Source organism: Pseudomonas sp. FG98, from assembly GCF_057808595.1.
In genome coordinates this window covers 85,036-106,322 of the sequence record NZ_JBMDIJ010000016.1, presented here as the reverse complement: position 1 = coordinate 106,322, position 21,287 = coordinate 85,036, and the positions used below count along the sequence as shown (strand labels likewise).

Sequence of the window (21,287 nt, the reverse complement as noted above, 5' to 3'; positions counted from 1 at the left end):
CGATGACTTTGGTGAATTCACCATTGCAATCGCTGGCAAGCCAGCTCCCACAGGGGCCGCGTTATGCTTCAAGGTTTGGCGGCGGCCTGCCAGAGGATTTCGCCGATGCCCTGGCGGCGGGCGATCAGGCGTGCGGCTACGAACAATAGATCCGAAAGCCTGTTGATATACGCCAACCCAACCCCCTCCAGCGGCTCCACCGCGTTCAACTGCTGACAACGCCGTTCTGCACTGCGCGCCAGGCTGCGACACACATGAGCCTGTGCCACTAGCGTCGACCCGCCCGGCAGAATGAAATTCTCCAGTGGCCCCAGTTCCTCGTTCCAGCGGTCGATCGCCGCCTCCAGCCGCTCCACCTCCGGCGCATCCAGCGCCTGGTAGCTGGGCATCGCCAGCTCGCCACCGAGGTCGAACAGGCGATGCTGACAGGGCGCCAGCACCTCGCTCAGCTCATCCAGACCTTCTGCCGCCAGCCCGGCAAGCAGCAGTCCCAGCTGGCTATTCAGCGTATCCACCTCGCCAATCGCTTCGACGCGGGGATGGTCCTTCGGTACCCGGCGACCATCGCCAAGGCCGGTTTCACCCTTGTCGCCGGTGCGGGTGTAGATCTTCGACAGGCGAAAGCCCATGGCTTATGACTCCAGTTTGCGTGAGGCGGGCAGGGGTGTGGCAACCAGCGGCAGGCGCAGGGTGAAGCAGGTGCCCTGGCCCGGACTCGACTGCACTTCCATCTGGCCCTTGTGGTTGTTGGTGATGATGAAGTACGACACGGACAGGCCAAGGCCGGTGCCCTGGCCAATTTCCTTGGTGGTGAAGAACGGCTCGAAGGTGCGTTTGCGCACGGCCTCGGGCATGCCGATACCGTTGTCCTCGACCTGGATTTCCGCCCAGGGCGGATTGAGCCGGGTGCGCAGGGTAATGCGTCCGGGCTCGCGGTCGTCCTCGCGCAGGTGGATGGCCTGGGCGGCGTTCTTCAGCAGGTTGAGCAGCACCTGCTCCAGTTCGTTGGCGGTGCCTGGGACCGGGCCGAGCTGCGGGTCGAACTGGCGGACGATGGCCTGGCCCTTGAAGTCGAAACCGATGGCCAGGTCGAAGTCGTTGCCGGCGATCTCCACCGCCTGGTCGATCAGTGCGGGCAGGTCGCAGGGCGCCATCTGCCGGTTGCTGCGACGGCTGAAGCTGAGCATGTGGGTGACGATCTTCGCCGCCCGCGCCCCGGCCTGCTGGATGCCATCGAGCAACTGCGGAACCTGGCGCTCCTCCAGATAGTGGTTGACCGTGCCCAGGTCGATGCCGGTTTCGCTCGCGGCTTCCAGGTTCTTCGGCAGGTCCGGCGACAGGCGCCGGCGGATGTTCTGCACGTTGTGCAGGATCGCCCCCAGCGGGTTGTTGATCTCGTGGGCCATGCCCGCCGCCAGACCGCCCACCGAGAGCATCTTCTCCGACTGCACCATCATTTCCTCCAGCGACAGGCGCTGGGTGATGTCATCGATGCGGATCACCACGCCACGGCCGCCGCCGCCCATCAGCGGGTAGAAGGTCAGGGCGTAGTGGCGGGGGTCGTCGTCGCGGGTCCAGGTGACCCGTTCGATCTTGGCCACCCGGTGCTTCTCGACGCTTTCCTTGAGCTGCGGCAGAAACGGCTTGAGCGGTTCGAAGGCAAGGAAGATCGGCTGGTTCAGCGCTTCGTCCAGCGGCGTCCCGGAAAGGCTGCTGGCCTCCTGGTTCCACTGGGTCACGTAGAGTTGTTCGTCGAGGGCGATCAGCGCCGAGGGCATCGAGTCGATGATGCTGTTGAGGTAGTTCTGGAAGCCGGTGAGCTTGCGCTCGATCTTGCCGCGCACCTGCACTTCCAGTTCCAGCTTGCGGTTGGTGTGGCGGGTTTCCTCGGCCAGTCCCTGGGCCTGGTCGTAGGCCTGCTGGAACTCGTCGCGGGCGCGCTTGAGCTGCTGCTCCCGGGCCTCGATACGCGACAGCATGGTATTGAAGGCCTCGGCCAGGCTGCCGATCTCGTCGTGGTTGCCGGGGCTGGCGCGCAGGGCGTAGTTCTCTTCCCGGGTCACCTGGCGCGACAGCTGTTCGAGCTGGTAGATCGGCTGGGTGATCAGGCGCTTGATCTGCCGGGCGATGATCATCCACAACAGCACGCTGAACACCAGGATGCCCAGGCTCGCAGTCAGGGTACCGGTGTAGAAGGCGGTGGGCAGTTCGCTGCTGGCGACCAGCAGCAGATGCCCGGGCGGGCTGCCGGGGCGGGACAGGCGCACCAGTTGGGTACTGCGGAATTCGGTCAGGCGCCAGCCTTCGATATTGCGAAAGCGCTTGGGCAGGGCGATCGGCTCACCGTGCTGCAACTGCGCCAGCAGCTTGCCGTCGGAGCCATAGAGCGCCGCGGCGCGCAGCGGGGTGTAGGTGTCCAGCTCGTCGAGCAGGCGATTGGCGGCTTCCGGCGAGTCGGTCGCCTGCTGCGCCAGTTGCGGGCTCGACACCAGCCGACCGATGGTCTGCAGGGCTTGGGGCGCCATGGCCTCCTGGGAGATCCAGTAGGCGGCGCTGATAAAGGTCAGGTTGGCCACCAGCAGGATGGTGATCAGCAGCACCAGCAGGGCGGCCAGCAGTTTCTGGCCGACCGGCAGGTTTTCCAGGCGTTCGCGCAAGGGCATGGTGAAGGCGTGGTCCTGTGGGTGAAGGGGCAGGGTAACGCTGCCCTCAGTCGCTGGGCAATCCGTGGCCGTCGAGGTATTCGACCAGGCGTCGATAGAGCCGTTCCAGATGCGGCAGCGCTTGGCCGTGACGGGTCGCGCTGCGGCAGGCGTGGCCGAGCAGGTAGTGGATCTCGGTGCGACGGCCGTTGCGCACATCCTGGTACATCGAAGAGTAGTTCGCCGCGGTGGCCTGGATCACCCGTTGCACTTCGCTTTCCAGTGCTTCGGCGGCCTGGGGCTGGCCGCAGCGCTGCAGCAGTTCGGCCAGCTCGGCGCACAAGGTGGCGACTTCGCAACGGTGTTCGGCCAACCCGCCGTTGCGGCAGTCGTAGAGCACGGTCAGCGGATTGATCGCGCAATTCAGTGCCAGCTTGCGCCACAGACGGGTGAGGATATCCGGGGTCCATTCATGGGCAATGCCGGCCTGGGTGAGGTCGTCGAGCCAGGTCGGGGCCAGGGGATTGGCCGGATCACCCAGCCAGTTGAAGCCGTGGCCGGCGAAATTCACCCGCCAGTCGTCCTCGCGGAAGGCGCCTTCGGTGCTGGAGGCGAAGATGCAGCGGGCCTGTGGCACGCGGGCGGCGACCTCGTCCTGGCTGCCCAGGCCGTTCTGCAACAGGATCACTTCGGCGTCCGGACTGAGGCGCCCGGCGATGCTGGCCACGGCCTTTTCCGCGTCATAGGCCTTGCAGGCCACCAGCAGGCGGCGGATCGGCGTGTCGGCATCGAGGGTTTCGGCGGGAATGTCGAAGGTCGTCGGTCGGCCTTGCTCGACCAGGGTCAGGCCGCCCGTCGCTGCGTAGGATTGCAGGCGTTGCGGGCTGCGCAGGATCAGGCGAACCGGCCTGCCAGCCCGGGCCAGGCGGCAGGCCCAGAGGCTGCCGAGGCTACCGGCGCCGAGAATATGCCAGGTGCTGCTCATCAGCGTTTCCCAAGCGTTTATAATGAGCCCGCATTTTAACCGTCAAACCCGGTGCGCTCCATCGCGCTCCCCACTGCAAGGGGCGCCAGCGCACCTTTTATTTTTTGGAGAGCAAGGTATGCCGTCGTTCGACGTGGTATCGGAACTGGACAAGCACGAAGTCACCAACGCCGTGGAAAACGCCATCAAGGAGCTGGACCGCCGCTACGACCTGAAGGGCAAGGGCAGCTTCGAGTTCAAGGAAAAGGACCAGACCGTCGTGCTCACTGCCGAAGCCGAATTCCAGCTGGAGGCCATGGTCGAGATCCTGCGTCTGGCCCTGGTCAAGCGCAAGATCGATGTCCAGTGCCTGGAACTGAAGGACGCCTACGCTTCCGGCAAGGAAATGAAGCAGGAAGCGGTGTTCAAGGAAGGCATCGATAAAGAGCTGGCGAAGAAGATCGTTTCCCATATCAAGGACGCCAAGCTCAAGGTCCAGGCCGCCATCCAGGGCGAGCAGATCCGCGTTACCGGCAAGAAGCGCGACGACCTGCAGGAATGCATCGCCGCCCTGCGTGCCAAGGAGTTCGGCATGCCCCTGCAGTTCAACAATTTCCGCGATTGATGGTCCCGGCTCCGGAACCTTGGCGTTTTGATGGCGTCCGAGGTTGCTGGGGCCGCTGAATCGTTTGCGGCACCTTTTTCACAGTTTTTTGCCGCACGGCGAGGAGAACACAACGATGGATTTGAACGCCGAGGTCGATCAACTGGTCAGGACTTCGCAGACCTGGATTCCATTGATCATGGAATACGGCAGCCGCCTGGCACTGGCGCTGATCACCCTGGCCGTGGGTTGGTGGGTGATCAACAAGGTGACCAACAAACTCGGGCGCCTGGTGGCGATCCGCAATTCCGACAAGGCACTGCAAGGCTTCATCAGCACGCTCGCCAACATCGTCCTCAAGATCCTGCTGTTCGTCAGCGTGGCGTCGATGATCGGCGTGGAAACCACTTCCTTCGTCGCCGCCATCGGTGCCGCCGGCCTGGCCATCGGCCTGGCCTTGCAGGGCAGCCTGGCGAACTTCGCCGGTGGCGTGCTGATCCTGCTGTTCCGCCCGTTCCGCCTGGGCGACTGGATCGAGGCCCAGGGTGTCAGCGGCACCGTGGACAGCATCCAGATCTTCCACACCGTGCTGCGCACCGGTGACAACAAGACGGTGATCGTGCCCAACGGCAATCTGTCCAACGGCATCATCACCAACTACAACCGCCAGCCGACCCGCAAGGTGGTGTTCGACGTCGGCGTCGACTACGAAGCCGACCTGCAGAAGGCGCGCAACGTCCTGCTCGACCTGGCCAACAACGACCCACGGGTGCACAAGGACCCGGCGCCGCAGGCGGTGGTCGCGACCCTGGGCGACAGTGCGATCACGGTTTCACTGCGTATCTGGGTGAATACCGCGGACTACTGGGATGTGATGTTCATGCTCAACGAGCATGCCCGTGACCGCCTGAAAAGCGAGGGGATCGACATTCCCTTTCCGCAACGGGTGATTCGAGTGGTGCAGGAGACTGCGGCCCAGTAAGCAGCCTTGTGTTGTTGCTGATGGCCTCATCGCTGGCAATGCCAGCTCCCACAGGGTTCGTCGGTGTACGCGGACCCTGTGGGAGCCGGCGTTGCCGGCGATGAGGCCCGCAAGGCATTACACTTCTTCACCTCTCCACACTATCGGTCCGACAGGCTTTTCTGGCATACAAGCCGGTCTCTTTTGCAACTGCCGACCGAATCATGACTCCGCTGCTCAATATCACGCCGTTCAGGGCCCTGTGCTTCGCCCTGACCCTGGCCCTGTTCGAATTGCTTACCTACCTCGTCAGTGACGTGGTCATGCCGGCCATGCCGCAGGTAGTGACCGACCTGCAGGCCAGCCCCGAGTACATTCCCCATGCCTTGAATCTCTACCTGCTGGGTGGGGTGGTACTGCAATGGCTGATCGGTCCGCTGGCCGACCGCTATGGCCGGCGACCACTGCTGCTCGGCGGCTGCGCATTTTTCTGCGTGATGTGCCTGCTCACCTACTGGGCCGATGGCATCGAAGTCTTCAACCTGCTGCGCCTGTTGCAGGGCATCGGCCTGGGCTTTGTGGTCACGGTCAGCTACCCGGCATTGAACGAGGCGTTCAGCGAGGCCGACGCGGTGCGGATGATGGCGCTGCTGGCCAATATCGCGCTGCTCTCGCCACTGCTCGGGCCGTTGGTAGGCACGCTGCTGCTGGAGTGGGTGTCCTGGCGCTGGCTGTTCGTGCTGTTCGGCATCAGCGCCGTGCTGACCTGGTTTGCCTTGTATCGCTTCATGCCGGAGACCCTGGGTGTCGAACGGCGTGATGGTTCACGCCTGGCGTTCCAGCCGATTCATCTGCTGCCGTTGCTGTCCGGCTATGCGCAGTTGCTCGGCAATCGCCGCTTCGTCGCCGGCAGTGCCGCCCTGGGCCTGATCGGCCTGCCGCTGATCGGCTGGATCGGCCTGTCGCCGGTGCTGCTGATCACTGACGAGGGCCTGAGCAAGATGGAATACGCCCTGTGGCAGTTGCCGGTGTTCGGCGGGCTGATCCTCGGCAATCTGATCATCAACCGCATCGCCGATCGCTATCCGCTGACGTCTCTGGTGCGTGGTGCCCTCTGGCCGTTCCTGATCGGGCTGGCGGCGGCGTTGCTGGCGACCTGGATCCATCCGAGCGTGCCGAGCCTGGTGGTCGGCCTGTCGATCTATGCGCTGGGCCTGGGCATCGGCAACGCCGTGCTGTACCGCATGACCCTGTTCAGCAGCGAACAGAGCAAGGGGCTGGTTTCGGCCATGCTGGGGATGATCACCATCGCCCTGCTGGGTCTGGGTGGCGTGGTGATGGCGATGTTCGGCGCCGGCGCCAGCCTGCTGGCCTTTGCCCTGGCCTCGGCGGTGGCGGGTGTGCTGGCGCTGTGGCCGCTGCGGGGAGTGTTGAAGCAGCAGCCTTGATCAGGGCTGCTGCTGTTCGCTGACGGGGGCGCTGGTCGGCTGTTCTGCCTGTTGCTCCGGCTCCTTGCCGCGGCGGATCTCCTGGTGCCAGTGCAGGGCGATCAGGATCAGGGTCGGCACCCCGAGCAGGGCGGTGATCAGGAAGAAGTCGTGATAGCCGAACTTCTCCACCAGCACACCCGAGTAACCGCCGATCAGGCGTGGCAGCAGGAGCATGATCGAACTGAGCAGGGCGTACTGGGTGGCGGAGAACTTCAGGTTGGTCAGGCTCGACAGGTAGGCGACGAAGGCCGAGGTGGCCAGGCCCGAACTGAAGTTGTCGAGGGAGATGGTCACCACCAGCATTTCCACGTTCGGGCCCATGTCGGCGAGCATCAGGAACAGGATGTTGGTGGCGGCCGAGGCAGCACCGCCGATGAACAGGATCGGCAGGATGCCGAAGCGCACGATCAGCAGGCCGCCGACGCCGGCACCGAGCAGGGTCATGATCAGGCCGAAGATCTTGCTGACGCTGGCGATCTGGTCCTTGGTGAAGCCCTGGTCGATGTAGAACACGTTGGCCATCACGCCCATCACCGTATCCGACATGCGGTAGGTGGCGATCAGGCCAAGCAGCAGCAGTGCCTGCCAGCGGTAGCGGTGGATGAAGTCGTTGACCGGGGTCAGCACCGGCGCCAGGCCGCGGCGGCCCATGGACGACAGGCACAGGCAGGTCAGGGTGGTGTAGAGGATGGCGCGCAGGAAGGCGCGGTCTTCCAGGAGCAGGTCGAGCAGGCTGACACCTTCGAACAGCACGCTGGCGAAATCGGTGTTGTACAACTGGGTGAACATCGCCGGGACCGAGACCAGCAGCACGATCAGCACGAATACCGACATCAGCTGATGGGTGAAGCCATAGCGGGCGGCCTGCAACTGGGTACGCAGCGATACCGGCGGTTCGCGCATCAGCAGGGTGGTGATCACCGCGGGCAGCATCATCACGCCGAACAGCACGTAGGTGCCGGTCCAGGCCTTGTGCATGTAGCTGAAACCGGTGGAGCCGAACCATTCGGCGAAGAACAGCGCGCCAGCAGTGGCGAGCAGGGCGGCGACCCGGTAGCCGGCCATGTAGCTGGCGGCGAGGGCGGCCTGGCGCTGATCGTCGGCGATTTCCAGGCGGTAGGCGTCGACGGCGATGTCCTGGGTAGCGGAGGCGAAGGCCACCAGCACCGCCAGGGCGATCAGCCAGGACAGATGCTTCTGCGGGTCGCAGAAGCCCATGCCGATCAGGCCGATCACTACCAGGATCTGCGACAGCACCAGCCAGGAGCGCCGCCGCCCGAGCTTGCCGAGCAGTGGCAGGCGCCATTGGTCGAGCAGCGGCGACCAGACCCACTTGAAGGCGTAGGCCAGGCCGATCAGGCTCGCATAGCCGATGGTCTCGCGGGCCACCCCGGCCTCGCGCAACCAGACCGAAAGCGTCGAGAACACCAACATGTAAGGCAGGCCGGCGGCGAAGCCGAGCAGCAGGAGCACCACGGTCGACGGGCTGGCATAGGCAGCGAGCGCAGCGCGCCAGGTTTTACGGGGCATGGGCCAACATCTGCCTCAAGATTACGAACACAAAGCGCGCACTCTAACTGTTGTGATCCATTGGGCGCCAGCCATGGCGCGACATATCGACGCGATTATTGCGCAGGCCGACCCCTTCGGCGCGCAGGCGCGCCCTTTGTTCCTCGCCCGATGGCGTTCCCGGCTGAAGACTGAGCCGGCCGCCAGCGCCCAGCACCCGGTGCCAGGGCAGGCGGGTATCGGCGGGCAACTGGCTCAGCGTGCGTCCGACCCAGCGCGCAGCGCGGCCCAGCCCGGCCATCTGGGCCAGTTCGCCGTAGCTGACTACCTTGCCCGGCGGGATCTGGTCCAGCACCAGGTAGAGCGCCGTTCGTCGGCTCTCGTTGTTTTCCTGGGTCATGTCGGGAGCCACACTCATACGCGTGTTTCCGCCGGGCTGGGGCATGCGGGGAAATACCTGGTAATTGAACTCATTGGCATTGATCGGGTCTTTCCTTGCTCTGGTCTCGGGCATCCGGATAATGCCCGACTTTTTTCGCGAACCTGAATTCCAGTATTGCCTATGTATTCTAGAACCCTGTTGTGCCTTGCATTGGTCGGCGCTTGCGCGCCGGCTCTCGCCGATACCGTATGGATGAAGAACGGTGACCGCCTGAGCGGCAAGATCAAGGTGTTCGATGGCGGCAAGCTGCTGCTGGAGACCCCCTACGGCGGTTCGATCGCCCTCGACTGGAAGCAGGTCAAGACCCTGGAAAGCGACCAGGAACTGCTGGTCAAGCAGGACGAATACAGCGGCGAGCGGGCCAAGTCCCTCACTGCGGCGGACGCCGGCAAGGTGACCCTGGCCAATGGCGAGGCGCCGAAGACCGTCGAGCTGGCCAGCATCCAGCAGATCATGAAACCCAAGCCGATGGTCGAGGACCTGATCTGGAAAGGCAACGTCGACCTGGCCCTGGACTACAAGCGCGCCGAGAGCAACACCGACGACTACGACGTCGACTTCAAGACCACCGCCCGTCACGGTCGCTGGCGGCATAACGCCGAGGGCGAATACAACCGCGACAGCAAGGACGATGTCACCACCACCAACAACTGGAGCGCCGAGTACGCCCTCGACCGCTTCATCACCGAGAAGTGGTTCTGGCAGGGGCGCCTCGAATACAAGCGCGACCATATCGAAGACCTGGCGCGCCAGCGTACCGTCGGTACCGGCCCGGGCTACCAGTTCTGGGATGACGAGCTGGGCGCCTTCTCCCTCGGCTCGTTGCTCAACCGCACCGACTACGAATATGCCGACGGCGGCAAGGACAACTTCTATTCCATCGGCATGAAGTGGAACTACAACCGCTTCCTGATCGGCAAGAGCGTCGAGCTGTTCACCAATGGTGAAGTCGGCAAGCCGCTGGGTGGTGTCGCCGACTACAGCCTGGATGCCGAAGTGGGCCTGCGCTACAAGGTCACCGAGTGGGCCTCGCTGAACCTCAAGGCGGAGAGGGACATCATCAGCGGTACTGACGACAGCGACCTGGAAAAGACCCGCTACACCGCCGGTTTCGGCGTGACCTGGTAACGCGGCAGGGGGAAACGGCCCCTTGGCATCGGCAACGATAATGATTAGCTTGTCGCTATCGCCGCCCGTGCCGGGCGGTCCGTTTTTCCAGGAGTGCACACGTGAGCGCCAACGTCGCCAGGCCAGCCCGAGAATTGCTGTTGAAAGAGTACCGCGGGGTGCTCTCGACCCATTCCAAGTCGATGCCCGGCTTTCCGTTCGGCTCCGTGGTGCCGTACTGCCTGGATGCCGATGGCAATCCGCTGATCCTGATCAGCCGCATCGCCCAGCACACCCACAACCTGCAGAAGGACCCGAAATGCTCGCTGCTGGTGGGTGAGCGGGGTGCCGAGGACGTCCAGGCGGTAGGCCGCCTGACCGTGCTGGCCGAGGCGCGCAAGCTGGAGCAGGCAGAGGCCATCGAAGCCGCCGCCGAGCGTTACTACCGTTACTTCCCCGAGTCGCGCAATTACCACAGCGCCCATGATTTCGACTTCTGGGTGCTGCAGCCGGTGCGCCACCGCTATATCGGCGGCTTTGGCGCGATCCACTGGATCGACCAGCTGACCCTGGCCAATCCTTTCGCCGGCAAGGCCGAGCTGAGCATGGTCGAGCACATGAACAGCGACCACGCCAAGGCCATCGCCCACTACGTCGAGCTCAGCGGTTTGCCGAGCTCGGTGCCGGCGCAACTGGCCGGAATCGACAGCGAGGGCATGCACCTGCGTATCGGTCAGGCACTGTACTGGCTGGCCTTCCCCGAGCCTTGCAACACGCCGACACAAGTTCGCGAAGCCCTGGTTTTGCTGGCCCACGCCGACAAATGGCCAGAGGCGCAGGCTGCCGAGGCTTGAAATCGAGAGCTAAAGTTACCATCTGGGGTCTATTGGAAGATGTCTTCCGCTGAGGAAACCTCGATGCGTGCCTTTCTACTGTTGTTTCTCGTTTTCCCGATCCTTGAGTTGTACGTCTTTTTCAAGGTGAGCAGTTCCATCGGCTTCTTTGCCGCGCTGCTGCTGATCTTCGCCGGCTCGGCCCTGGGCCTGCTGGTGGTGCGGGTGGCCGGCCTGGCCACCGCGCTGCGTACCCGTGACAGCCTGCAGCGTGGCGAAATGCCCGCCGAGGACATGTTCCACGGCCTGATGCTGGCGCTGGGCGGCGGTCTGCTGCTGATCCCGGGCTTTATCAGCGACGTGTTCGGCCTGGTTCTGCTGCTGCCGTTCGTCCGCCGTCTGCTCGGCCGCAAGCTGCGCCAGCGCGCGGAAGCCCAGGCCATGCGCCAGCGGGCGTTCGCCGATGAGTTCAATAATGGCCAGCCGGGCGCTCAAGGGCGCAATCCACGGCAGCCGAACGTGATCGAAGGCGAGTACGAGCACCGCGACTCCTGATCGTTGCACCGCTAATGAACACGGCCCCCGCAGGGGCCGTTTTTCATTCCCGGCCTTTCATTGCAAAAAAAATCATTTGCGAGCCTTGTAATCCTTCCACGTGCCCCTATGTATGGGTCACCGCAAGGTTTCTGGGCATCCGCACCAGGCAAAGACAAAGGTGGTTCGCCCACGCGAACCCCGACCGGCAACGCCGGAAGCATCCACCCGCCGGTACCGATACCGGCCGATGAAAACCACAATCAGGAGAGATCGACAATGAAGCTTCGTCCTCTGCATGACCGCGTCGTTATCCGCCGCAGCGAAGAAGAATCGAAAACCGCTGGCGGTATCGTTCTGCCAGGCTCGGCCACCGAGAAGCCAAACCGTGGCGAAGTCGTCGCCGTCGGCACCGGTCGCATCCTGGACAACGGTGAAGTGCGCGCGCTGGCCGTGAAAGTGGGTGACAAAGTGGTTTTCGGCCCTTACTCGGGCAGCAACACTGTGAAAGTTGACGGCGAAGACCTGCTGGTAATGAGCGAGAACGAAATCCTCGCCGTTGTCGAAGCTTGATTCCGCTGGTTTCCCGTTACTCCAAAGTATTCAAGGATTAAACGATCATGGCTGCTAAAGACGTAAAATTCGGCGATTCCGCCCGCAAGAAAATGCTCGTTGGTGTCAACGTACTGGCTGACGCGGTAAAAGCGACCCTGGGCCCGAAAGGCCGCAACGTGGTCCTGGCCAAGAGCTTCGGCGCTCCGACCATCACCAAGGACGGCGTTTCCGTCGCCAAGGAAATCGAGCTGAAAGACGCCTTCGAAAACATGGGCGCCCAGCTGCTGAAAGACGTTGCCTCCAAGGCCAACGACGAAGCCGGTGACGGTACCACCACCGCTACCGTACTGGCCCAGGCCATCGTCAGCGAAGGTCTGAAATCGGTTGCCGCCGGCATGAACCCGATGGACCTGAAGCGCGGCATCGACAAGGCCACCCTGGCCATCGTCAAGGAACTGAAAGCCCTGTCCAAGCCATGCGCCGACTCCAAGGCCATCGCTCAGGTAGGCACCATCTCCGCCAACTCCGACAACTCCATCGGCGACATCATTGCCGAAGCCATGGAAAAAGTCGGTAAAGAAGGCGTGATCACCGTCGAAGAAGGCTCGGGCCTGGAAAACGAACTGTCCGTCGTGGAAGGCATGCAGTTCGACCGTGGCTACCTGTCCCCTTACTTCGTCAACAAGCCGGACACCATGGTTGCCGAGCTGGAAGGCCCGCTGCTGCTGCTGGTCGACAAGAAGATCTCCAACATCCGCGAACTGCTGCCAGTCCTGGAAGCCGTTGCCAAGTCCGGCCGTCCGCTGCTGATCGTGGCTGAAGACGTCGAAGGCGAAGCGCTGGCCACCCTGGTGGTCAACAACATGCGCGGCATCGTCAAGGTCGCTGCGGTCAAGGCACCTGGCTTCGGCGACCGCCGCAAGGCCATGCTGCAGGACATCGCCGTCCTGACCGGCGGTACCGTGATCTCCGAAGAAATCGGCCTGAGCCTGGAATCCGCTACCCTGGAGCACCTGGGCAACGCCAAGCGCGTAACCCTGTCCAAGGAAAACACCACCATCATCGACGGTGCTGGTGCAGAAGCCGACATCGAATCTCGCGTCAAGCAGATCCGTGCCCAGATCGAAGAGACTTCTTCCGACTACGACCGTGAAAAACTGCAAGAGCGTCTGGCCAAGCTGGCTGGCGGTGTTGCCGTGATCAAGGTCGGTGCCGGCACCGAAGTTGAAATGAAAGAGAAGAAAGCCCGCGTTGAAGACGCCCTGCACGCTACCCGTGCAGCCGTCGAAGAAGGCGTGGTACCTGGCGGTGGTGTTGCCCTGGTTCGCTCGCTGCAAGCGATCGCTGACCTGCGTGGCGACAACGAAGACCAGAACGTCGGTATCGCTCTGCTGCGCCGCGCTGTTGAAGCGCCACTGCGCCAGATCGTTGCCAACGCCGGCGACGAGCCAAGCGTGGTGGTCGACAAGGTCAAGCAAGGTTCGGGCAACTTCGGTTACAACGCTGCTACCGGCGAGTACGGCGACATGATCGAAATGGGCATCCTGGACCCAGCCAAGGTAACCCGTTCGGCTCTGCAAGCCGCGGCCTCGATCGGCGGTCTGATGATCACCACCGAAGCCATGGTTGCCGACCTGCCTGAAGACAAGGCAGCTGGCGGCATGCCAGACATGGGTGGCATGGGCGGTATGGGTGGCATGGGCGGCATGATGTAAGCCAGCCTCACCCTGCTGCAAAAAAGAGCCCCGCTAGATGCGGGGCTTTTTTTTGCCTGCAAGAAAGCTTGACGCGGACTCACAACTTTCGCATCGCTTGAAAACTATCCCGCCTGCGCCACCTTGCTGGCAGCAGCACTTTCAACCGGCGCCTGCCGGCGATACAGCACCAGGTAATAACAACCCAGCCCGATCAACCAGCAGAACACCGCCGTCCAGACGTTGTGCGAGAAGAAGTGCGCACCTTGCAGCATGCGCCCGATGGAGAACACCGTGCCCAGGGTGAAGGCGAAGAGCAGGGCGGCCCTGGCCAGGCGCGGGCGGCGATCACGCAGCACGAAGAACAGGGCAAACAGGGTAAAACCGGTGGCCGCATGTCCCCCTGGCCAGCAACGGCCAGGCTTGTCGGTATCCGGCCGTGCTTCCAGCAGCTTGCTGTAGGTTTCCTGGCCCCCGAATTCGCTCAGGCTCCACGGACACTGCACCGCAGTCACGGCCTTGAGCGGGGTGACGAAGCCGGTGGACAGGCCCATCGCCAGGACCAGGCAACCCAGTTCGCGGCGAATCGGCTTCAGCCGTTGCACGACCATGCTGGCAAGGAAGCCGAGGATGGCCAGGACGCTGAAGCCGATCACCACCTGCTTGGCCCGGTCATGCAGGATGTCTTCCAGGAAGTAGCTGTGGCGACCGATGAACTGGCCGGTGCTGTGATCGAAGAGCTGGTTGGCCAGGATCATGTCCAGGTCGGTCAGTTCCAGGAGAATCAGGACCACGGCGGTTAACAGGGGAATACCCAGGACAATCCAGGGATTGAGCGGGCGCGAAGGGCGCAGATCGGCGGTTGCGGGCATGGGGCGATCCTGACGGGACTGAGACAACCGGCGATTTTCCACCTTGCCGCATGGGGTGTTCGTGAATCAGTCGTGAAAAAAACGTCAGGTGACAATATCGGTCGAATGGCCTAGCGGGTTGTCTACTATGACCGTAAGCTGCGCCACCACAAGGCCATGGGTTCAGCCAGACCCGGGCAGACGTACACGAGAGGGACGCCATGCGCATTCTATTGGTTGAAGACAATCGCGATATCCTGGCCAACCTGGCCGACTACCTCGGGCTCAAGGGCTATACCGTGGATTGCGCCCAGGATGGTCTGTCCGGCCTGCACCTGGCGGCCACCGAGCACTATGACCTGATCGTCCTCGACATCATGCTGCCCGGCATCGATGGCTACACCCTGTGCAAGCGCCTGCGCGAAGATGCCCGCCGCGATACCCCGGTGATCATGCTCACCGCCCGCGACCAACTGGATGATCGCCTCCAGGGCTTCCGCTCCGGTGCCGACGATTACCTGCTCAAGCCGTTCGCCCTCTCCGAACTGGCTGCCCGCATCGAAGCGGTGTTGCGTCGTGCCCAGGGTGGCGGGCGGCGCAGCCTGCAGGTGGGCGACCTGAGCTATGACCTCGATACGCTCGAAGTCACCCGCCAGGGCCGTCACCTCAAGCTCAACCCGGTCGGTCTCAAGCTGTTGGCCGTGCTGATGCAGAAGAGCCCCCATGTGTTGCGTCGTGAGGTGCTGGAAGATGCCCTGTGGGGCGACGACTGCCCCGACAGCGACAGCCTGCGCAGCCACGTTCACCAACTGCGCCAGGTCATCGACAAGCCGTTCGACAAACCGCTGCTGCATACCGTGCATGGTGTCGGTTATCGCCTGGCCGAGGGCCGTGATGGAGTTTAAGCAGAGCCTTGCGCAACGGATCATCATCGCCTTCGCGCTGATGAGCGCGCTGGTGGCCGGGGCGTTCGCCTTCGGTATCGTCGCCACCGTGCACCTGGTGGAGGAACGCTTGATTTCCTCGGTGCTGGGCGGTGACCTGCAGCGCTTGCTGCTGATGGACAGCGTCAGTGAATGGAGCCATCGGCCGCGCCCGGACCAGTTGTTCTACTACAGCGGTGGCCGCGACGACTTCGCCTTGCCGTCGGACCTGCGCCATCTCAATCCGGGGTTCCACGAGGTATTCCGCGAACATCTGTCCTACCACGCCATGGTTGAAGTGGTGGATGGTCGCCGCTATGTGCTGTTGCAGGACCAGAGCGACTTCGAAGAGCGCGAGCGGGTGCTGTTCGCCGTGGTGGTGGTGGGCTTCGTGCTCAGCCTGGCGCTGGCGGTGTTCCTCGGCTGGGTCCTGGCGCGGCGGGTAATGGCGCCGGTGATTCGCCTGGCCCGGCAGGTCCGTCATCGCGACCAGTTGCTCGGCCTGGCGCCACCACTGGCACCTGATTACGCCGCGGACGAAGTGGGACAACTGGCTGTGGCGTTCGACGCGACCCTCGGCCGCCTGCGTGACGCCCTGACCCGTGAACGTCTGTTCACCAGTGACGTCAGCCATGAACTGCGCACGCCGCTGATGGTGCTCGCCAGCTCCTGCGAGCTGTTGATGGAGTATCCCGGCCTCGATCCCCGGGCACGCGCCCAGGTGGAGCGGATTGCCCGTGCCACCGAGGAAATGCGCGAACTGGTCAAGACCTTCCTGATGCTCGCCCGGGCCCAGCGTGATGAAGGCGCGGTGGCCTCGCGCACGACCCTGAAAGAGGTCAGCGACGAACTGATCGGTGTATGGCGCGATACCATCGAGCAGAAAGGCCTGAAGCTGAGCCTTGTGGTCAACGGCCTGTCGCCGACGCTGTATAACGCGACCTTCCTGCATTCGGTGATGGGCAACCTGCTGCGCAACGCGGCGCACTATACCGACGAGGGCTTTATCCGCCTGACCCTCGAAGCCGACGGATTTACCGTCGAGGACAGCGGCGTCGGTATTCCCGAGGAGCAGCGCGAGGCGATGTTCCAGCCGTTCGTGCGTGGCGGTGAAAAGCGCGGCGAGGGCCTGGGGCTCGGCCTGTCCCTGGTGCAACGGATCTGCGACGACCAGGGCTGGGTGGTCAGCCTCAGTGAAACCCAGCCCCATGGTTGCCGCTTCCATGTCAGCCTGGGCGACAAGGGCATGGCGCCGGACGCCTGAAGTGAGAAGTACGATGCGTAATACTTTGTAAAACCTCGGGTTATATCTGACGTTTTTTTCACAAGGACATGACCTGACGGCAACGTTGCCCCACGTAACGTGGGGCGCATTGCAGTCAGGAGGTATCCCATGTCCAGTCCGATCAAACTCGAGTTTTCCGACAAGTACGACCGCCAGCACGCCCAGGAATACTATGAGAAGCACCAGGCCAGCCTGTCCCGGCGCCTGTCCCACCAGCGCGACGAGCAACTGGCCCGGCGTGCCCTGACCCTGGCGGGCGATCCCGGCCTGGTCCTCGATCTGCCTTGCGGCGCCGGTCGTTTCTGGCCGCTGCTGGCGGAAAAGCCCAACCGCGTGATCATCGGTGCCGACAACTCGGCGGCGATGCTGGAGACCGCCTGCCGCTCGCAGCCGGCCAATATCGTGGAACGGGTACGTCCCTTGCAGACATCTGCGTTCGACATTGACTTGCCTGATAACGCCGTCGACAGCATTTTCTGCATGCGTCTTTTCCACCATATCGGTGAAGCCTCTCACAGGATGAAAATTCTTAAGGAATTTCAACGTGTTACGCGTGATAGCGTGATTCTTTCGCTGTGGGTTGATGGCAACGTCAAGGCGTGGCGCCGGAAAAAACTCGAAGCACAACGCAGTGCGCGTGGCGAAAGCGGGGGTTACCAGAACCGCTTCGTGTTACCTGCGGCCACGGTCGAAGAAGAATTCAAGGCGTCGGGGTTCCGCATCCAGGAACGAATGGACTTCCTGCCGTTCTATGCCATGTGGCGGGTTTACGTATTACGAAAGGGTTGAATTGAATGGACGTGACAGACGCGGGCCGGCTCACCGGCAATGACCGATTCGAGTACTTCTGGCAGCAGCAGGGTGAATGGGTGGAAGAGCCCAATCAGCGCCGCGGTGGTGAAAGCGGAGTACAGCGCCTGCGTGACGACAGTGGGCACCTGCTGTATGCCAAACGCCAGGTCGGCCATATCTACCGCAGTCTGTTGCACCCCTTCGGTCGTCCCACGGTCTTGCGCGAATACGCTGCGCTGACCAGTTGCGAACAGCTCGGGGTACGGGTTCCGAACATCGTCTATTGCGGCGTCGAGCGCGATGCCGACCGTCAATGGCGAGCGCTGTTGGTCAGCGAGGCGCTGGACGGTTTCGAGGAAATCGACACCTGGTACGCCAAGGGAGGGCGCGAGCATCATGGCGAGGCCCTGCATGACCGTATTCTCGAAGACCTGGCGCGCAACCTGGCGCGCATGCACATGGGGCACTGGCAGCACGGCTGCCTCTATTCGAAGCATGTGTTCGTCAAGGTAGTGGGCGAGGGTGACCAGGCCAGGGCCGAAGTGGCATTGCTGGACCTGGAGAAGTGCCGGAAGCGGATCAGCAAGCACCGCGCCGCTGCCAATGACCTGCGCCAGCTACGCCGCCATTCGTCGTTCAAGGGCGCCGACTGGGAAAAACTGCTCTACTTTTACCGCATGGCGTTTGGCAGCGCTGTCAAAGGTTTAGAGTGATGAAACTAGAAATAGCTCGAAGTTTGTTTCTCCTGGCTGCCCTGGCCACCGCGACCGCTGCGGTGGCTGCCTGGGACCAGCCTCGTCCGGGTGTGATCAGTGCGTCCGCGCACTGCCCACTGCCGCGGGCGGTGAAACCGCAGGTCCAGGCGCAGCCCGACCATGACCTGCTGCTGTTTCTGTTCGGCATGAGCCAGGGGCTTCGCGCTCAAGGCTGAAGGGCTGTTTCAACCAAGAGGGCCTCATCGCCGGCAACGCCGGCTCCCACAATGTCCGCAGCGTTCCAGACCTTGTGGGAGCCGGCGTTGCCGGCGATGAGGCCCTAATTGTTTACACGGTCTGCTCGACCGTCCGCGGTGCATCCTTCTTCGCCAGCAAGGTATACACGCACGGCAACACGAACAGGGTAAACAGCGTCCCCACCGACATCCCCGTGGCAATCACCATCCCGATATCGAACCGGCTCACCGCCCCCGCGCCCGTGGCGATGATCAGCGGCACCATGCCGAACACCATTGCCGCCGTGGTCATCAGCACCGGGCGCAGGCGGATCGCCGCCGCTTCCTCGATCGCTTCCCTGACCGACAACCCCTTTTGCTCACGCAACTGGTTGGCGAACTCGACGATCAGGATGCCGTGCTTGCTGATCAACCCGATCAGCGTGACCAACCCCACCTGGGTATAGATATTCAGGCTCGACAGCCCGAGGAACAGCGGAATCAGCGCGCCGCAGATCGACATCGGCACCGTCACCAGAATCACCAGCGGGTCGCGGAAACTTTCGAACTGCGCCGCCAGCACCAGGAAGATGATTGCCAGCGCCAGGCCGAAGGTCACCCACAGCGCGCTGCCCTCCTGCACGTACTGGCGCGCCGAGCTGGCGTAGTCGAAGGCGAAGCCGGCCGGGGCTTCTTCCTGGGCGATGCTGCGTACTTCCTGCAGCGCCTCGCCCATGCTGACCACCGGGAAGCCCGAGATGATCGCCGAGTTGAGTTGCTGGAACTGGTTAAGCTGCCGCGGCCGGGCGCGATCGCTGACGGTGATCAGGGTCGACAGCGGCAGCATCTGCCCATCCTGGTTCTTCACGTAGTAGTTGTTCAGCCAGTCGGGATTGTCGCGGTAGGCCCGCTCGACCTGGGCGATCACCTTGTAGCTGCGCCCGTCGATGGTGAAACGGTTGATCTCGGCCTCGCCCAGCAGGGTTGCCAGGGTGCTGCCGAGCACGTCCATGGACACCCCCATCTGCGCCGCCTTGGCCCGGTCGATGTCCACCACCACTTCCGGCTTGTCGAAGGCCAGGTCGATATCGAGGAAGGCAAACTTGCCGGACTTCTCGGCGCGCTCCTTGACCCGCTGGGCGACGTCCAGCAGCGACTCGTAGTCGTTCGGCGTATTGATCACGAAGGCGAAGGGCAGGCCCTCGCCAGTCCCCGGCAGGGCCGGCAGGTTGAAGCCGAAGATCTGCAGTCCGGCGATGCCGTCGAGCCTGGCCTGGACTTCCGGCAACAACTCCATCTGCGTGCGCTGGCGGTCACCCCAGGGTTTGAGCAGGAAGCCGCCGATCCCCGATTGCACGCCATTGAAGCCGTTGATCTGGAACGACGAGTAGTACTCCGGGAACTCCTTGAAGATCTTGGTGAATTCGTCGGTGTAGGTGTTCAGGTAGTCCAGGTTGGCCGGTTGTGGCGCGGTGGCCATCATGAAGATGATGCCCTGGTCCTCGTTGGGCGCCAGCTCCGAGGTGCTGAACTTGAGGAACACCGGGATCAGGCAGAGCACGATGACGCCGAAGACGATCACCACCGGGCGGGTATCCAGGGTGGCGTGGAGGATCTTCTGGTAGCGCTGCTTGAGCCGGTCGAAGATCAGGTCGAGGCGATGGGCCAGGCCGCTGGGATTTTCTTCGTGGCGCAGCAGCTTGGCGCACATCATCGGCGACAGGGTCAGGGCGACGATGCCGGAGATGATCACTGCCCCGGCCAGGGTCAGGGCGAACTCCTTGAACAACGCACCGGTCAGTCCTTCGAGGAAGCCGATCGGCGCATACACCGCCGCCAGGGTGATGGTCATCGACACCACGGGCATGGCGATTTCCCGGGCGCCTTCCAGCGCCGCCTCGTACGGCGTCTTGCCCTCCTCGATATGGCGGTGGATGTTCTCCACCACGACGATGGCGTCGTCCACCACCAGGCCGATGGCCAGGACCATCGCCAGCAGGGTCAGCAGGTTCAGCGAATAGCCCATCAACTGCATGAAGAACAGCACGCCGATCATCGACAGCGGAATGGTGATCACCGGGATCAGCACCGAGCGGAACGCGCCGAGGAACAGGAACACCACCACGATCACGATCAGCACCGCCTCGACCAGGGTCTTCACCACTTCGTCGATGGAGGCCTGGATGAACAAGGTCGCGTCATAGGCGATGGACGCCTTGAGGTTGGGCGGCAACTGCGCCTCCAGCTCCGGCATCAGCTTGCGTACTTCCTTGATCACATCCAGCGGGTTGGCGCCCGGGGTGGCCTTGATGCCGATGTACACCGAGGGCGTGCCGTCGAAGGAACTGACCGTGTCGTAGTTCTCCGCGCCCATCTCCACCCGCGCCACATCGCCGAGCAGGACCCGGCTGTTGCCGTTGGTCTTCAGCGGGATATTGGCAAAGGCCTCGGCCGACTTCAGTTCGGTATTGGCGTTGATGCTGGTGACCACGTACTCGCCCTTCACCTCGCCGGCGGCGGAGAGGAAGTTGTAGCGGCGCACCGCCTCGGTCACGTCGCTGGCGCTGAGGCCGTAGCCGGCCAGGCGCACCGGGTCGAGCCAGAGGCGCATGGCGAACAGCTGGTTGCCGAGGATTTCCGCCTCGGCCATGCCCGGCAGAGTGGCCAGCTTGGGCTGGATCACCCGCGACAGGTAATCGGTGATCTGCGGGTTGCTCAGCTCGCTGCTGTAGAAGCTGATGTACATCAGCGCCGAGGCGTCGGCGGCTTCCTTGCTCAGCACCGGGTCTTCGGCGTCCTGAGGCAGCTTGTTCTTCACCTCGTTGGCCTTGGCCAGCAGCTCGGTGAACAGGCGGTCGCTGTCCGAGCCGATGCGCGCGTAGATCGAGATCACCGAGAAATTCTGCCGGCTCACCGAGGTCATGTAGTCGATGCCTTCGGCGCTGGCCAGGCTCTGCTGCATGGGTTGGGTGATGTAGCCCTGGATGGTCTCGGCGTTGGCACCGGGGTAGGCGGTGGTCACCGTGATCAGGGCGTTTTCCATCTGCGGATACTGGCGGATCGGCAGCTTGCTCCAGGCCTGGAAGCCGAGCAGGACGATCAGCAGGCTGACCACGCTGGCCAGCACCGGACGGCGAATGAACGGATCGGTAAAAGCCATGGTGCCTCCT

General features: G+C 63.1%; 20 protein-coding genes. 13 read left to right on the top strand and 7 right to left on the bottom strand.

All coding sequences use genetic code 11. The annotated features are described in order from the left end of the window. Nucleotides 1-68: 68 nt before the first annotated feature. From ACODSK_RS13375 to ACODSK_RS13365, 3 genes are read right to left on the bottom strand one after another with little or no spacing between them, the layout of a single operon-like run. Nucleotides 69-629 carry a cob(I)yrinic acid a,c-diamide adenosyltransferase gene (locus ACODSK_RS13375; RefSeq protein ID WP_489016633.1) on the bottom strand — a complete coding sequence of 187 codons (561 nt, stop codon included), beginning with the start codon at nucleotides 627-629 and terminating at the stop codon, nucleotides 69-71. Nucleotides 630-632: 3 nt separating this feature from the next. Beyond that, nucleotides 633-2,663 carry an ATP-binding protein gene (locus ACODSK_RS13370; RefSeq protein ID WP_489016631.1) on the bottom strand — a complete coding sequence of 677 codons (2,031 nt, stop codon included), beginning with the start codon at nucleotides 2,661-2,663 and terminating at the stop codon, nucleotides 633-635. A gap of 46 nt (nucleotides 2,664-2,709) precedes the next feature. After that, entirely contained in the window at nucleotides 2,710-3,627 is a 918-nt protein-coding gene (locus ACODSK_RS13365; RefSeq protein WP_489016629.1) for a putative 2-dehydropantoate 2-reductase, read from the bottom strand. A 118-nt stretch (nucleotides 3,628-3,745) separates the two neighbouring features. Here ACODSK_RS13365 and ACODSK_RS13360 point away from each other — a divergent pair, with 118 nt between their 5' ends. The 3 genes from ACODSK_RS13360 (at nucleotide 3,746) to ACODSK_RS13350 (ending at nucleotide 6,619) form a co-directional block, all read left to right on the top strand. Then, nucleotides 3,746-4,231, top strand: coding sequence for a YajQ family cyclic di-GMP-binding protein (locus tag ACODSK_RS13360; protein WP_489016628.1), 486 nt, complete (start codon nucleotides 3,746-3,748; stop codon nucleotides 4,229-4,231). A gap of 115 nt (nucleotides 4,232-4,346) precedes the next feature. Next, nucleotides 4,347-5,192 carry a mechanosensitive ion channel family protein gene (locus ACODSK_RS13355; protein ID WP_489016626.1) on the top strand — a complete coding sequence of 282 codons (846 nt, stop codon included), beginning with the start codon at nucleotides 4,347-4,349 and terminating at the stop codon, nucleotides 5,190-5,192. Nucleotides 5,193-5,395: 203 nt separating this feature from the next. After that, a complete protein-coding gene (locus tag ACODSK_RS13350) occupies nucleotides 5,396-6,619 on the top strand; it encodes an MFS transporter (RefSeq protein WP_489016624.1) in 1,224 nt (407 codons plus the stop codon). On the opposite strand, the gene ACODSK_RS13345 is transcribed toward ACODSK_RS13350, so the two are convergent. Continuing rightward, the gene (locus ACODSK_RS13345) at nucleotides 6,620-8,191 is read right to left on the bottom strand and encodes an AmpG family muropeptide MFS transporter (RefSeq protein WP_489016622.1); all 1,572 of its coding nucleotides are present in this window, start codon (nucleotides 8,189-8,191) and stop codon (nucleotides 6,620-6,622) included. Nucleotides 8,192-8,234: 43 nt separating this feature from the next. Then, nucleotides 8,235-8,588 carry an MGMT family protein gene (locus tag ACODSK_RS13340; RefSeq protein ID WP_489016620.1) on the bottom strand — a complete coding sequence of 118 codons (354 nt, stop codon included), beginning with the start codon at nucleotides 8,586-8,588 and terminating at the stop codon, nucleotides 8,235-8,237. 144 nt (nucleotides 8,589-8,732) lie between these two features. Between ACODSK_RS13340 and ACODSK_RS13335 the strand changes: the two genes are divergently transcribed. The 5 genes from ACODSK_RS13335 (at nucleotide 8,733) to groL (ending at nucleotide 13,356) form a co-directional block, all read left to right on the top strand. Next, complete coding sequence (locus ACODSK_RS13335; protein WP_489016619.1) at nucleotides 8,733-9,740, top strand: DUF481 domain-containing protein; 1,008 nt, start codon at nucleotides 8,733-8,735, stop codon at nucleotides 9,738-9,740. Between the two features lie 101 nt (nucleotides 9,741-9,841). Continuing rightward, complete coding sequence (locus ACODSK_RS13330; protein ID WP_489016617.1) at nucleotides 9,842-10,573, top strand: HugZ family pyridoxamine 5'-phosphate oxidase; 732 nt, start codon at nucleotides 9,842-9,844, stop codon at nucleotides 10,571-10,573. Between the two features lie 63 nt (nucleotides 10,574-10,636). Continuing rightward, complete coding sequence (locus tag ACODSK_RS13325; RefSeq protein ID WP_489016616.1) at nucleotides 10,637-11,107, top strand: FxsA family protein; 471 nt, start codon at nucleotides 10,637-10,639, stop codon at nucleotides 11,105-11,107. Between the two features lie 258 nt (nucleotides 11,108-11,365). Then, complete coding sequence (locus ACODSK_RS13320; RefSeq protein WP_489016614.1) at nucleotides 11,366-11,659, top strand: co-chaperone GroES; 294 nt, start codon at nucleotides 11,366-11,368, stop codon at nucleotides 11,657-11,659. Between the two features lie 47 nt (nucleotides 11,660-11,706). Next, on the top strand, nucleotides 11,707-13,356 hold the full coding sequence (gene groL, locus ACODSK_RS13315; protein ID WP_489016612.1) for a chaperonin GroEL: 1,650 nt from the start codon (nucleotides 11,707-11,709) through the stop codon (nucleotides 13,354-13,356). Between the two features lie 104 nt (nucleotides 13,357-13,460). Here groL and ACODSK_RS13310 read toward each other — a convergent pair whose 3' ends face one another. Beyond that, nucleotides 13,461-14,207, bottom strand: a complete 747-nt coding sequence (locus ACODSK_RS13310; protein WP_489016611.1) for a phosphatase PAP2 family protein — start codon at nucleotides 14,205-14,207, stop codon at nucleotides 13,461-13,463. A gap of 200 nt (nucleotides 14,208-14,407) precedes the next feature. On the opposite strand from ACODSK_RS13310, the gene colR reads away from it, so the two are divergent. The 5 genes from colR to ACODSK_RS13285 all read left to right on the top strand — a co-directional run bounded on the left by colR (nucleotide 14,408) and on the right by ACODSK_RS13285 (nucleotide 18,117). Beyond that, entirely contained in the window at nucleotides 14,408-15,091 is a 684-nt protein-coding gene (gene colR, locus ACODSK_RS13305) for a two-component system response regulator ColR (RefSeq protein WP_075806470.1), read from the top strand. Then, on the top strand, nucleotides 15,081-16,373 hold the full coding sequence (locus ACODSK_RS13300) for a sensor histidine kinase (RefSeq protein WP_489016609.1): 1,293 nt from the start codon (nucleotides 15,081-15,083) through the stop codon (nucleotides 16,371-16,373). The genes colR and ACODSK_RS13300 overlap by 11 nt, the downstream gene beginning before the upstream one ends. 129 nt (nucleotides 16,374-16,502) lie before the next feature. Next, nucleotides 16,503-17,183: a class I SAM-dependent methyltransferase gene (locus ACODSK_RS13295; RefSeq protein WP_489016607.1), complete on the top strand. Its 681-nt coding sequence runs from the start codon at nucleotides 16,503-16,505 to the stop codon at nucleotides 17,181-17,183. Between the two features lie 5 nt (nucleotides 17,184-17,188). After that, nucleotides 17,189-17,899, top strand: coding sequence for a lipopolysaccharide kinase InaA family protein (locus tag ACODSK_RS13290; RefSeq protein ID WP_489016605.1), 711 nt, complete (start codon nucleotides 17,189-17,191; stop codon nucleotides 17,897-17,899). Next, complete coding sequence (locus ACODSK_RS13285) at nucleotides 17,899-18,117, top strand: hypothetical protein (RefSeq protein ID WP_489016603.1); 219 nt, start codon at nucleotides 17,899-17,901, stop codon at nucleotides 18,115-18,117. Before ACODSK_RS13290 ends, ACODSK_RS13285 begins: the two co-directional genes overlap by 1 nt. 112 nt (nucleotides 18,118-18,229) lie before the next feature. Here the strand turns inward: ACODSK_RS13285 and ACODSK_RS13280 are convergent, their stop codons facing one another. Beyond that, nucleotides 18,230-21,277 (bottom strand): multidrug efflux RND transporter permease subunit, encoded by a 3,048-nt coding sequence (locus ACODSK_RS13280; protein WP_489016601.1) that lies wholly within the window; start codon nucleotides 21,275-21,277, stop codon nucleotides 18,230-18,232. Nucleotides 21,278-21,287 lie beyond the last annotated feature (10 nt).